The sequence below is a fragment of the Anoxybacillus tengchongensis genome (assembly GCF_014201585.1).
In the GTDB taxonomy this organism is placed as follows: Bacteria; Bacillota; Bacilli; order Bacillales; family Anoxybacillaceae; genus Anoxybacillus; species Anoxybacillus tengchongensis.
The window spans coordinates 85,605-98,650 of the sequence record NZ_JACHES010000007.1; the positions used below are offsets into that span (position 1 = coordinate 85,605).

Sequence of the window (13,046 nt, forward strand, 5' to 3'; positions counted from 1 at the left end):
TGTTGCCATGTTAGCTTTAATTTCTTCAAGTTCTTGTTTTGTTGCCATGTTAGCTTTAATTTCTTCAAGTTCTTGTTTTGTTGCCATGTTAGCTTTAATTTCTTCAAGTTCTTGTTTTGTTGCCATGTTAGCTTTAATTTCTTCAAGTTCTTGTTTTGTTGCCATGTTAGCTTTGACTTCTTCAAGTTCTGTTCCCATCTTTTCGAGCTTGTCCAAAATGCGTTGTAGCATATGCTCCATGCTTACCCTCCTTTCGTTTGGAAAAGTAGAAAGGGAAACAGCTTTGTGGTATGTCGTGTGTTGAAGAGAGGTTTTGTTTGATGTGGCAGTACAGATGAAGACCGTTCCCCAGTATTATTATAAATGATAAGAATGAAGAGCGGAACAAGAAACGATATGCTCTTTATTTTGATTTTCTCCATACATGATGTATTGTATAAGGAGATACGATCATGGGGTGACGGGCATATGTTATGGAAAGAGGCGGAACAATTTATTACGTTATGTTATGAAGAGTTAGGAAAAAGCGAGGAGGAGAAGAATAAACGTCTCCAACAAATTAAGCGAGAGATTGAACAATGCGGGACGTATGAACATACGTATGAAGAACTTGAGCATGGAGCGCGTATGGCATGGCGCAACAGCAATCGTTGTATCGGGCGTCTATTTTGGCAAACGCTTCATGTGTTTGATGCACGCATGATTGAGCGGGAAGAGGATATCGCTGAGCGGCTGTTTTATCACATTGAATTTGCGACAAACGGTGGGAAAATCCGTCCTACCATTACTATTTTTCGTCCTGAGCGGGTACGCATCTGGAATCATCAACTAATTCGCTATGCGGGTTATGAAACAGAGCATGGAACGATTGGGGACTCATCGTCCATATCGTTTACGAAAGCATGTGAGCAGTTAGGTTGGAAAGGGGAACGAACGCATTTTGACATCTTGCCTCTTGTCATTCAAGTGGATGGGCGCAAGCCGAAATTGTTTCCGATTCCAAAAGATATTGTGCTGGAAGTGCCGATTGAACATCCGACGTTTTCATGGTTTCGCGATTTACAATTAAAATGGTATGCGGTGCCGATTATTTCAGATATGTGTTTAGAAATCGGAGGCATACGCTATACGGCAGCTCCGTTTAATGGATGGTACATGGGAACGGAAATTGGCGCACGCAATTTTGCCGATGATTACCGCTATAACATGCTTCCGAAAATTGCTTCATGCATGGGACTCGATACGTCAAGAAATAGTACATTATGGAAAGATCAAGCGCTTATTGAACTAAATATCGCCGTTTTATACTCATATAAAAAAGCAGGCGTAAGTATTGTCGATCATCACACCGCTGCACAGCAGTTTAAGCGGTTCGAACAGCAAGAACAAGAAGCAGGAAGGAAAGTAACGGGCAGTTGGACGTGGCTCATTCCCCCACTTTCTCCTGCAACGACGCACATTTTTCACCAATATTATGATAATACAATCGTCACACCAAATTATTTTTATCAACAACTTCCATATGAGTAACACCGCAATCGACGCGGTGTTTTTTATATGAATATATCTTTAATTTTCAGAATATTATTTACTAATCTCTTGTTTTTTTGATATAGTATAGAAAAAAGGAAAAGGGGGAGGCACGGGTGGATTTTATTGAGCAACTCAAAATTGAAGAAATGAGGAAGAAAAATTTTTTCTTGTTTCTTATTTACACATTTAGTGCAGTAGCAGGTGTGATCGGTCTCATTTTCATCGGGGAGAAAATGGAGAAAATTTTTATTTATGGTGGGAGTCTTGCGCTGAATGTGCTTGTTTATACCTTGTTAAGAAAGATAAAAAAATACGAGCGCATCTATCCGTATTTTATTATTTTTATATTATTTTTTGCGACATTAGGTAGTTTATTTACGACAGGGGGAAGTTTAGGAACGATTGCACTCGCTTTTTGTTTAGTTGTGTTATCCGTGTTACATTTAAATCGCACGTTGTTTGTAACAGGACTTCTGCTTGGCATTATCATTTTAGTTGTCGGTGCGCTTGTTCCTTCTTCTTTTCAGCAAGTATTTCAAAAAACAGGACATACGGTTTTTATTGTTTATGTGATGATTGGTATCGCCCTTTCTGTGTTATTACATTTAAGTCGCAAACAATTTCATCAACTCGTTGAACATGTAGGACAGACGCATGCCGAAAAAGAAAAGCAAATGGCAAGAAGACATGAACTTGAAGACCAGTTAAAGCATATTATTGAAAATGTTGAACATATTCATCAACAAGTACTTCAAAATGTACAAGCACAAGAAGAAATGAAAGAAGCGATTCGGCAAGCAGCGGTAGCAGGTCAAGCGCAAAGCGAACAAGTCATTGATATTCATGATGAAGTAGCGGAAGCGAAAGCAATGAGTGAGCATATTTACGAGACTTCTAAACAATTAAAAGAGCACTCATCGCAATCAAGCGAAATGGCACAAGCGGGTATACAAAAAATGCATCTTTTATTAACACATACAGAAAAATTTCACGAGGCGATTCATGCTACAAAAGCAACATTACATGCTTTAACAAGTAAAATTGCCAATACAAATGAGTTAACGAAACAAATTAAACAAATTACAAATCAGACGAATTTATTGGCTTTAAATGCAACGATTGAGGCAGCGCGAGCAGGAGAGTATGGGAAAGGATTTGCGGTTGTTGCTGAAGAAATTCGCAAATTGGCTGTATTGACGGAAGAAACGACACAACACATCGTTCGTAATTTAGCGGAAGTCAACGAAAGCAACAATGAACTATTAGAGAGAATGAATGAAACGAGTGAACAATTAACGAAAAATGAGACGTTAACGGATGAAGTGAATGTGTATTTTGAAAAATTGTATGGGTCGTTAAATCATTTGCAAGAACAATTATCTTACTTTTTTATCATTAGTGAAAAGCTAGAGAAGCAAGGGGAGAAGATGGATCGTTCCATTGGCGATTTTTCTGTCTTTATTCAGCAGTCGAGCGCATCGCTTGAAGAAGTGAGTGCGACAGTTGAACATTTAAAAGATGCAAATGAAAAAATGGCAGCATATGTGACAGAAACCGCCCAACGTGCTGCAATCATTCAGCGACAAATGTTATAAAAAGGAAAAGCACCCCGAAAAAGCTGGAGGTGCTTCTCTTTTTGAAAAGATTCATGCCAACTGCTCTCTTGTCTCAAGAAAATCGTTCCACATTGTAAGGAATAAATCAATTAGTTTTGGATCAAATTGTTTTCCGCGACCATCAAGGAAAATTTCTTTTACTTTTTCTGGAGGAAAGGCGTCTGTTAGTTTCCAATGATATAAATTGATTGTAGCTTTCCTTCTGTTACCCCTGTGTAACTTAACTGTTGCAGTCGCTTATGGTCTGTTACGCGTATATGTTTCATCCCCCAAGTACTCCCCTTATCGTATATGAGCTGTTTGTAACTGTTTTACCACTTGTTCAAAAGGAACAGGTGGACTAAATAAATAACCTTGCGCTTTGTCGCAATGAGTGGATTGTAAAAACGATACGTGTCGATCTGTTTCTACTCCTTCAGCGACAATGTGAAGCTGCAAACGATGGGCAAGTGCGATAATTGCTTCTGTTAATTTTGCGGTATGTTCGTTTGTAATGACTTCGAAAATAAATGATTTGTCAATTTTTAGTGTATCGACGGAAATATGACGTAAATAGGCAATGGATGAGTAGCCGCTTCCGAAATCGTCAATTGCGATGCGAATGCCCATTTGTTTTAATGCACGAATTGTTTCAATGACTTGTTTTTCATCGCTTAAAGCGATATTTTCTGTAATTTCTAGTTCAATATAGTGCGGCTGTAAACAAGTTTGTTCTAATAATTGTTGTACAAAAGAAAAGAATTGCTCGTTTTTTAACTGACGAAGTGATAAGTTAATGCTCACATATACGTGAGATGTGCCTTGTTCATGCAGCCGTTTTAAATCTAATACAGCTGTTTGGAAAATATATTCTCCAAGCGGAATAATAAAACCATCTTCTTCCGCGATACTAATAAATTCATGTGGTGGAACGAATCCGAGTTCTTCGTCTTTCCAGCGAGCGAGTGCTTCTATGCCAACAAGCCGATTTTGTTTCATATCGATAATTGGTTGGTAATATACAGAAATGGAACGTTGCTCTAGCGCAACGTGTAGTCGCTGACGAATGAGCGATTTTCGCATCCGTTCTTTTTCAAACGTTGGATCGTACATCGCCCATTGATTTTTTCCTTTTTTCTTTGCTTCATACATTGCCATATCCGCATGTTGAATCAATGTCATTTCATCTTCACCGTGCGTCGGATATATGCTTATGCCGAGACTTGTTGTAATAAACAGCTCTTTTTGACGAATGAAAAAAGGTTCACCAAGTATATCAATCATCTGTTGTGCGACTTGTTCAAGTGAAGGAACATCAGAAACAATGACCGCAAATTCATCACCCCCAAGGCGAGCGACAAAATGGTCGTGCAAATGAGTTAAACGTTTAGCGACAGACTGTAATAAAAGATCACCAGCCGCATGCCCGAGTGAATCATTAATGTTTTTGAAATTGTCTAAATCTAGGAAAAAAAGCGCTACTGTTTCGTTTTTTACTTTCGCTATTTCCAATCGTTCACGAAGTGTATCGATAAAATAACGACGATTTGGTAAATTCGTTAGTTCATCGAATAACGCCTGTTTTCTTAGCTGTTCCCGACTTTTAGCGAGCGCTTGTTCAGCGCGCTCTCTTGCCTGAAACGGTTCTTTAAATGATGCCAAGTATAAGCCACGTAAAAAGTAAGAAAAGCCGATCACTTTATATATATGTCCGAAGATGTTTAGCACATCATAAACGTTACGATATAACGTAAAAATAAGCTCGCTTAAAAATAAAAAGACGAAACCAGCAATGACATCAAGCGTCGGTGCTAATCGTTTTTCTTTATAGTGGCCGATGAGTAAAACGATTGTTATCATGTTTAATATTGTGATGATATACTCGACTCCATTTTTAAAGGAAGTTGTCCCTACTCCTTCAATTACAAGTGGAGGAAGAGCGTCGGCAATATGAACGATACTCACTGATACAAGTCCAACATATAACAAAGGAGCGATGAAACCGAGCAGCTTCTCTTTTTCTTGAATCGGACCGTCAGGAAGCAAGAAAGCGAGCAATAAAAATATGGCTTGGGTCATACGGGCAGCTAGCCAGAAAGAAGTTGAAAGTTGAATCGAGCTATCGGCAACGATAATGCCAGGCATTTGTTTATATGTAAGCGTATGCAATAAATCGAGAAAAGCAACAGTTAAAAATGTTGTTGCAATACGTAAACGACGGCGTGACAATGCTTGGGGAAATGAAATCCACCCTTGAAACGCAATGGCCATGGCTACCGTAATACTGAAAAACTCAAGTAATGTATGAATCGATAAAAAATGGTTCCGCTCAAATGTCATTGTTAACGATGAGCTAAATAGTAAAATGCCTAAAAAACAAATGAAAGCAAAAACAGTTATGGTCACCGTTCGCTTCTCTTTTTTTGTCATCAATGTTATGTCCCTCCACCATCCCCATGTTACATACATTATATATCGGAAAAACGGGAGAGGAAATGAAAAAATAATGAAAAAAGCAGGGGACATTCCCTGCTTTTCGTCGAGAGCAAGCACTTCGCGTCGAAAAGACGTTCGGCATGAAGTGCTTGCCTTCGCATTATAATCGTTTTGCACCTACAAAACGTTGTTTCCAATAAGCTTGGTGGATGGAGTTTACTTGAACGCCTTTTGATGATGTCGCATGAATCATACGACCATCGCCGATATAGATCGCTACGTGGGAAATCCCTTTATGTTTCGACGTTTTGAAAAATAGTAAATCTCCTGGTGCTAATTGGTTAAGAGAAACAGGCTTCCCTTTCGCATACATTGCACTCGAAGAATGCGGAAGCGAAACTCCTACTTTCTTATATGTATAGCTAACAAAACCGGAACAGTCAAATCCTTTTGGCGTCGTTCCTCCTGCACGATACGGTGTGCCAATGACTTTATGCGCTTCAGCGATGAGCGTATTTGCTGAAAAGGCAGCCTCTGTTTTGAAAGGGTTTGCAAAATACGTGAAACATAGCAACATGAAGAGAGCGGTAGTGGCTAGAGCTTTTTTCATTGCTTGAACCTCCAAAAGACTTGTTCCATGGACGACTACATTATAGCAAAAAAGATGTCGAAAAATTGTTACATAGCCATTAAATTATGTTACAAATACATTACAACGATCGTTTTTTGTAAAAATAAAGAGAGAATTTAACATATATGTCGGAACACAAAAGTTGAATGTAGACGGGCTTCACGATAAGATAGGGGAGAAGTACATTGAAAAAGGGGAACTGTAATGGGTGATTGGATGATTTCATCAGAAGCGCTTCTTGCTTTGTTAAAAATTATTGCTATTGATATTATTCTTTCTGGAGATAACGCGATTGTGATTGCGATGGCTACACGTCGATTGCCGGAAAAACAACGAAATCGAGCCATTTTATTTGGTACAGCTGGAGCGGTTATTTTACGCGTATTATTTGCCGCAGTCATTGTATTGTTATTACAAATTCCGTTCGTCCATCTTGCCGGGGGATTATTATTGCTTTGGATCGCATATAAAGTGTTGATCAATGAAGAGGAAGAAGCGAACGTACAAGCTGCCGATCGTTTATGGAAGGCGATTTGGACAATTATTGTAGCCGATGCTGTCATGAGTTTAGATAATGTCGTGGCGATTGCAGGGGCGTCAGGCGGGCATATTGGCATGATCGCTTTCGGTGTCGCCATTAGCATTCCGATTATGATTTTTGGGTCGAAGGCGATTGTATTGGCGATGGAGAAGTATAAATGGATTCCTTATGTTGGATCAGGTATTTTAGCGTGGACAGCGGGGGAGATGTTGTTGAAAGATGAGCAAGTGAAAAAGTGGATTACTTTTTCACAAGGTTCGCAGTCGCTCGTATTCCTTATTGTTGTGACAGCTTCTATTTTACTAGCGGGATATGTAAAAAATAAAAAAATAGATAAACGAAAAATGGCATAAAAATTTTATGACCATATGTATAAAACAAAAAAGAACGGTCATAATGAATAATGCTAAGTGTATTCCCCCGATCCCCCTGTGAATATACTTGAAAGGGCTATCTCCGTAGCGAGATAGCCCGATTTTTTTAAATAAACAAGTTTAATCCTGCTTCTTCAGCATCGCCTAAATATGTGGCGACACCGCCAATTTCGATTCCGTCAATTAATTCTTCTTTTTTAATGCCCATAATGTCCATTGACATCGAGCAAGCGACAAGTTTAACTCCTGCAGCCATGGCGTTTTTCATCAATGTTTCAATATCGTCGACATGTTTCTTCTCCATGACGTATTGAATCATTTTCGGACCCATGCCAGCCATATTCATTTTTGATAATGGAAGATCGTGAACACCTTTTGGCATCATCATGCTGAACATTTTTTCAAGCATATCTTTTTGTACGGGAGGAGCATCTTTTTTTCGTAAAATATTGAGCCCCCAGAATGTAAAGAACATCGTTACTTTTTTACCCATTGCAGCAGCTCCTGATGCGATAATAAATGATGCGATCGCTTTATCTAAATCGCCGCTGAAAACAACAAGTGTTGCGCCGTCTTTTCTTGTTTCTTTTTCAGGTAAAGTGATTTTATTCGTTCCTTTTTGAATGTAGGCAATAAACATTTTATTTTCAAAAGTTGTTTTTAACAGCGTATTCCCTGTTTTTTTGCACCATGATTGAATGTCTCGTGCAAACCCTGGGTCCGTTGCTTTTACTTCTAGTACATCTCCATCTTTTAACTGTTCCATCGTTTGATATACTTTCATAATTGGTCCAGGGCATTGGAGTCCACATGCGTCTAATGTTGTTGTTGCTTGAACGTTCATGACGTTTACACGCTCCACTTGTTTTTCTGTTTGTTCCTCTTTTCGTTGCTCTTGTTGTTCGCTATAAACAGCTGCATATGTTTTATATCCGCCATCTAAGTTTTTCACGCGGAAACCGTGCTGACTTAATATACGTGCAGCTAAATAACCACGTAGTCCGACTTGGCAATATACGTAGATCGTTTCATCTTTAGGCAATTCATGAAGTCGTTTGCGTAATTGTCCAAGCGGAATATTTATTGAGCTTGGAATAAAGCCCATGTCGCGTTCTATTTCCTCACGAACATCAACAAGACATGCTCCGCTCTTCACTAATTCATTGACTTCATGCCATTGAATCGTTTCAACCATATCTTCAATGATGTTTGTTGCGACATAACCAGCCATATTCACTGGGTCTTTAGCAGATGAATATGGTGGTGCGTACGCTAATTCTAAATCTGGTAAGTCAAACACAGTCATTCCGCCTTTGATTGCTGTCGCAATGACGTCAATTCGTTTATCGACACCGTCATAACCAACTGCTTGTGCCCCAAATATGCGACCTGTTTGTCGATCAAATAATAGTTTTAGAGCAATTGGAAATGCACCTGGATAATAGCTTGCATGTGAATTTGGATGAATGTGTATCACTTCATATTGTATGCCGAGACGTTGTAACGTTTTTTCATTGTTTCCTGTTGCCGCTACCGTCATGTCAAATACTTTCGCGATCGCTGTGCCGAGCGTTCCTTTGTAGTTTGTGTTTCGGCCATTGATATGGTCAGCAACAATTCGTCCTTGCCGATTTGCTGGCCACGCGAGCGGAATGTGAGTCGGTTTGCCGTTAATATAGTCCATCACTTCGATCGCATCGCCAATGGCATAAATCGATGGATCAGATGTTTGTAAATATTCATTGACTTGAATACCTCCATGTTCCCCGATAGCTAATCCTGCTTGTTTGGCTAATTCATTTTCTGGTTTTACGCCAATCGCTAATACGATCATGTCCGTATCAAGTGTTGTTCCGCTTTGTAACCGAACGATTTTTCCTTGCTTTTCAAATGCTGCGACACCGTCTTCTAAAATGAGTCGCACGCCTTTATCTCTCATATGCTGATGGAGAATCGCCGCCATTTCGTAATCGACAGGTGCCATAATTTGTTTCGCCATTTCAACAAGTGTCACGTCTATGCCGCGTTCCCATAAGTTTTCTGCCATTTCCACACCGATAAACCCGCCACCGATGACGACCGCTTTTTTCGGTTTCTTTTCATCTACATATGCTTTGATCCGATCTGTATCTGGGATGTTGCGCAATGTAAATAAATCGTTCGCTTCTTCAATACCTGGGATGTTTGGTTTTATTGGGCTTGCCCCTGGCGATAAAACGAGATAATCATAGTTTTCTTCATACGTTTTTTCGGTTGGTAAATGTTTTACAGTTACCGTTTTACGTTCACGGTTAATGGCAATGACTTCGCTTTGAATGCGAATGTCAAGATTAAATTTTTCTGCCATTCCTTCAACCGTTTGTACAAGTAAAGCATCACGCTCTGCAATCGCACCACCGATATAATATGGAAGACCACAGTTTGCAAATGAAATATATTCTCCACGTTCAAACATTACGATTTCTGCTTGTTCATCTAAACGACGTAAGCGAGCAGCTGTCGTTGCGCCACCAGCTACGCCACCAACTATCACGATTTTTTTGCTCATCTTGATCAGCCTCCTTACATTGTGAATTGTATCACAAGAATATATATAGATAAAGGGGTATTAGTATTTGTTTTTGACAAATATGTGAATTCTTTCACGAAAAATGTCGTTGTGCATGTGATTAAGATGTTTGTATAATTTGATTGAAGAAAAAACTTGCACAAGGGTGGGGAGAAGTATGCATCCAAGTGTAACGTTTTTAAACTTCGATCATACGTATACGTGGCAACGGAATCTTCTTCGTTTTCCTCATGAATGGATCGAGATGGATGACATTAAAGGAACGAATTTGTATTGCGATGACGGTGCGATGCAAGAAATTGAAAAACGACTAGCATGCCGTCACACAAGAGGAATAACGTTGATCGGCAGCGGCAACTATCATTACGTTTCATATGCATTACTTAAGCCGTTTCGTGAGCCGTTTACGCTCGTATTGTTTGACCATCATACAGACATGAACGAGCAAACGTTGTTTCCACTTCTTTCATGTGGCTCATGGGTATTATATGCTCAAAAACACGTTCCGACATTAAAACATGTTGTCATCATCGGTTCTGCAACTTCACAAACATCTTCACATGTTACGATCTTTCCAAAAAGCAATTTCATGTACGCGCCAATGACAATTGTGCGCGCGATTCCGACAAAACATATATACATTAGCATTGATAAAGATGTGCTTCGCCCTCAAGATGCACAAACAAATTGGGATCAAGGGACAATGTCGCTACGCTCACTTATCACTTACGTTGACTACCTTTTCCGATTTAAGCATGTGCTCGGTGTTGACATATGTGGTGAAGATCGTTTGTTTGGCGCAAAAAATGAAAAAGCGAATGAAATGATTATACGTGCATGTTTCAAACATATGCCTGTGTCCTCCGCATCGTAATATTTTGTGAACACAATAAAAAAAGATAGATGTTTTTGTTTACTCGTACTATAATGATTAATGAAAAAGGTTATCATTATTAATTGGGGGATTACGTATGGTTGCGATGACGCAATTACGAGTTGGGGAACGTGCAAAAATTGTTGATTTATCGCAAGTAAGCGATTTAGTAAAAAGGAGATTGTTAGATATGGGGGTAACAGAAGGGGCAGAAATTTGTTTGAAATGTACAATGCCGCTTGGTGGCCCATTTATGATTGAAAATTGTGGACAATGTGTCGGCATCCGCCGGCATGAGGCGATGAACATTCAGGTGAAGCCGTTATGATGCATATTGCTCTTGTAGGTAACCCAAATACAGGGAAAACCTCATTGTTTAATCAATTAACAGGAACGTACGAGTATGTGGGAAACTGGAGCGGCGTTACCGTTGAAAAAAAAGTGGGTGTTTTGCGCAGCAAAAAAGCAAAAATGATTGATTTGCCCGGCGTATATTCGCTTCATCCACTTTCTCGCGATGAGCGTGTCGTGACGCAATTTTTACTGACCGAGTCATTCGATAAAATTTTAAATATTGTCGATGCGTCGCAATTGGAACGAAATTTATTGTTAACTGTGCAGTTATTAGAATTCGGGAAACCGTTGGCGATTGCTTTAAATATGGTAGATGTGGCAGAACGACGAGGCATATTCATTGATCAAACAAAATTGGCTGAAGCGTTACGCGTACCCGTTGTTCCTGTCATTGCCCGAACAGGAAAAGGATGTGATGAAGTAGAGCGCACGCTACTTGAAAAAGTAGCAGAGCAAACAGAGCTTTTCACTCTTTTTTACGGTGAGGCGATGGAACGAGCGATCGAACGATTTATTGCGTCATGGGGCACAGAGGAACAATTCCCAGTTCGCTGGTTAGCCATTCAATTTTATGAAGGAAATAGCTACGTCCGTGATTATGTTGCAGAAAAATGGCCAGAGGCAACATGGCGTTCATTATATGAACAAGCAGAAAAAGAAGTTCAGCATGCGGAACAAATGTCGCTTGCTCAGTTTATTTATGAAAAACGACGTTCATTTGTAAAAGAGGTCATCCAACAAGTTGTGCAACGCACAGAAATCGGACAAGTAACGCTGACAGATCGCATCGATGCAGTTGTAACGAATAAATATATCGGTATTCCGCTTTTTTTATTAGCTATGTATATTTTATTTCAACTTACATTTGATTGGCTCGGAGCACCGCTTTCCGATTTGCTTGATGCCTTTTTCGCTGGGCCGTTAACCGATTCGGTGACAGCGCTGTTAGAAGCGATTGGCGCTTCTGAATTTATTCGTGCGCTCGTTGTTGACGGCGTGATTGCAGGAGTAGGCGGTGTACTTGTGTTTGTTCCGCAAATTTTTATTTTATTTTTCTTTATTTCATTTTTAGAAGATTCAGGGTATATGGCGCGTGTAGCGCTTGTCATGGATCGACTAATGGAAGCAGTTGGATTGAACGGAAAAGCGTTTATTCCACTCATTATTGGATTTGGTTGCAATGTTCCAGGCGTCATGGCGGCACGGACGATTGAGCAACCACGGGAGCGCCTTGTGACAACGTTGTTAACACCGCTAATGTCTTGTTCCGCGCGTTTGCCGGTATATGCTTTGTTTGTCGGTGCGTTTTTTGCAGCACATCAAGCCATTGTCGTTCTTTCTTTATATGTTCTAGGCATTTCACTTGCGCTTATACTTGCAAAACTTTTTTCGCTAACGATTTTAAAAGAAGAGACATCGGTCTTTGTCGTGGAATTGCCACCATATCGTATGCCACAATGGCAAGCACTATGGCGTAGTACGTGGGATAAAGGAAAAGGATTCGTGAAAAAAGCAGGAACGTTTATCTTTGGCGGTTCCGTTGCCATTTGGTTATTGTCTTACGTTGGACCACACGGTGTCAATGTAAATATGGACGACAGCTTTTTGGCGATGATCGGTGGTATACTTGCCCCGCTACTTGCTCCGCTTGGATTTGGAACGTGGCAAGCCGGAGCAGCGTTATTAACCGGATTTTTAGCCAAAGAAGTCGTTGTATCAACGATGAACATTATTTATCATGTACCGGATGTCGAATCGCTCCAAGGGTTGATGGCAACGCACTTTACTCCGCTATCAGCGTTTAGTTTTATGGTGTTCGTTTTACTGTATGTCCCGTGCTTAGCAACTGTCGCAACGATTTATAAAGAAACAGGTTCACGAAAATGGACGATGTTTTCGATTGGTTATGCGCTCGTGCTCGCATATATCGTTTCGTTTGTCATTTACCAAGTCGGAGGCTTATTCGGCTTCTAAAGGAAGGGATATATATGATTGCAAATGTTGTCATTGGATCAATCATTTTCGGATATGCAGGATGGACGATTTTTCGTTTTATTCAAAAAAGTAAACGTGGTACATGTGCCGCTTGTTCTGTCAAAGGATCGTGCAGCACTAGTTGCCATGAAAAAAGCTGACCTC

General features: G+C 40.0%; 10 protein-coding genes and 1 pseudogene. 7 read left to right on the forward strand and 4 right to left on the reverse strand.

Annotated elements, in window-relative coordinates; translation table 11 throughout:
* Positions 1-240: pseudogene (locus HNQ82_RS09095) on the reverse strand (hypothetical protein); the annotation flags it as partial.
* 228 nt (positions 241-468) lie between these two features.
* Here HNQ82_RS09095 and HNQ82_RS09100 point away from each other — a divergent pair.
* Entirely contained in the window at positions 469-1,530 is a 1,062-nt protein-coding gene (locus tag HNQ82_RS09100) for a nitric oxide synthase oxygenase (RefSeq protein WP_183249022.1), read from the forward strand.
* A 116-nt stretch (positions 1,531-1,646) separates the two neighbouring features.
* Positions 1,647-3,128, forward strand: a complete 1,482-nt coding sequence (locus tag HNQ82_RS09105) for a methyl-accepting chemotaxis protein (protein WP_183249024.1) — start codon at positions 1,647-1,649, stop codon at positions 3,126-3,128.
* Between the two features lie 303 nt (positions 3,129-3,431).
* Here the strand turns inward: HNQ82_RS09105 and HNQ82_RS09110 are convergent, their stop codons facing one another.
* A complete protein-coding gene (locus HNQ82_RS09110) occupies positions 3,432-5,558 on the reverse strand; it encodes a putative bifunctional diguanylate cyclase/phosphodiesterase (protein ID WP_183249141.1) in 2,127 nt (708 codons plus the stop codon).
* Positions 5,559-5,724: 166 nt separating this feature from the next.
* Entirely contained in the window at positions 5,725-6,174 is a 450-nt protein-coding gene (locus HNQ82_RS09115; protein WP_055441770.1) for a C40 family peptidase, read from the reverse strand.
* 225 nt (positions 6,175-6,399) lie between these two features.
* Here HNQ82_RS09115 and HNQ82_RS09120 point away from each other — a divergent pair, with 225 nt between their 5' ends.
* Entirely contained in the window at positions 6,400-7,089 is a 690-nt protein-coding gene (locus HNQ82_RS09120) for a TerC family protein (protein ID WP_183249026.1), read from the forward strand.
* 127 nt (positions 7,090-7,216) lie between these two features.
* On the opposite strand, the gene cdr is transcribed toward HNQ82_RS09120, so the two are convergent.
* Positions 7,217-9,658, reverse strand: a complete 2,442-nt coding sequence (gene cdr / locus HNQ82_RS09125) for a CoA-disulfide reductase (protein ID WP_183249027.1) — start codon at positions 9,656-9,658, stop codon at positions 7,217-7,219.
* A gap of 178 nt (positions 9,659-9,836) precedes the next feature.
* Here cdr and HNQ82_RS09130 point away from each other — a divergent pair, with 178 nt between their 5' ends.
* The 4 genes from HNQ82_RS09130 (at position 9,837) to HNQ82_RS09145 (ending at position 13,042) form a co-directional block, all read left to right on the forward strand.
* Positions 9,837-10,553 (forward strand): arginase family protein, encoded by a 717-nt coding sequence (locus HNQ82_RS09130; RefSeq protein ID WP_032101005.1) that lies wholly within the window; start codon positions 9,837-9,839, stop codon positions 10,551-10,553.
* Between the two features lie 97 nt (positions 10,554-10,650).
* The gene (locus tag HNQ82_RS09135) at positions 10,651-10,881 is read left to right on the forward strand and encodes a FeoA family protein (RefSeq protein WP_032101006.1); all 231 of its coding nucleotides are present in this window, start codon (positions 10,651-10,653) and stop codon (positions 10,879-10,881) included.
* Positions 10,878-12,881, forward strand: coding sequence for a ferrous iron transport protein B (feoB, locus tag HNQ82_RS09140; RefSeq protein WP_183249029.1), 2,004 nt, complete (start codon positions 10,878-10,880; stop codon positions 12,879-12,881). The genes HNQ82_RS09135 and feoB overlap by 4 nt, the downstream gene beginning before the upstream one ends.
* 14 nt (positions 12,882-12,895) lie before the next feature.
* Positions 12,896-13,042, forward strand: a complete 147-nt coding sequence (locus tag HNQ82_RS09145; protein ID WP_055441775.1) for a FeoB-associated Cys-rich membrane protein — start codon at positions 12,896-12,898, stop codon at positions 13,040-13,042.
* Positions 13,043-13,046 lie beyond the last annotated feature (4 nt).

Bases quoted from the DNA above. Each gene is read 5' to 3' on its own strand.
- HNQ82_RS09120 (WP_183249026.1), top strand. From the start codon at position 6,400: ATGGGTGATTGGATGATTTCATCAGAAGCGCTTCTTGCTTTGTTAAAA.
- HNQ82_RS09135 (WP_032101006.1), top strand. From the start codon at position 10,651: ATGGTTGCGATGACGCAATTACGAGTTGGGGAACGTGCAAAAATTGTT.
- feoB (WP_183249029.1), top strand. From the start codon at position 10,878: ATGATGCATATTGCTCTTGTAGGTAACCCAAATACAGGGAAAACCTCA.
- HNQ82_RS09100 (WP_183249022.1), top strand. From the start codon at position 469: ATGTTATGGAAAGAGGCGGAACAATTTATTACGTTATGTTATGAAGAG.
- HNQ82_RS09130 (WP_032101005.1), top strand. From the start codon at position 9,837: ATGCATCCAAGTGTAACGTTTTTAAACTTCGATCATACGTATACGTGG.
- HNQ82_RS09115 (WP_055441770.1), bottom strand. From the start codon at position 6,174: ATGAAAAAAGCTCTAGCCACTACCGCTCTCTTCATGTTGCTATGTTTC.
- HNQ82_RS09110 (WP_183249141.1), bottom strand. From the start codon at position 5,558: ATGACAAAAAAAGAGAAGCGAACGGTGACCATAACTGTTTTTGCTTTC.
- cdr (WP_183249027.1), bottom strand. From the start codon at position 9,658: ATGAGCAAAAAAATCGTGATAGTTGGTGGCGTAGCTGGTGGCGCAACG.
- HNQ82_RS09145 (WP_055441775.1), top strand. From the start codon at position 12,896: ATGATTGCAAATGTTGTCATTGGATCAATCATTTTCGGATATGCAGGA.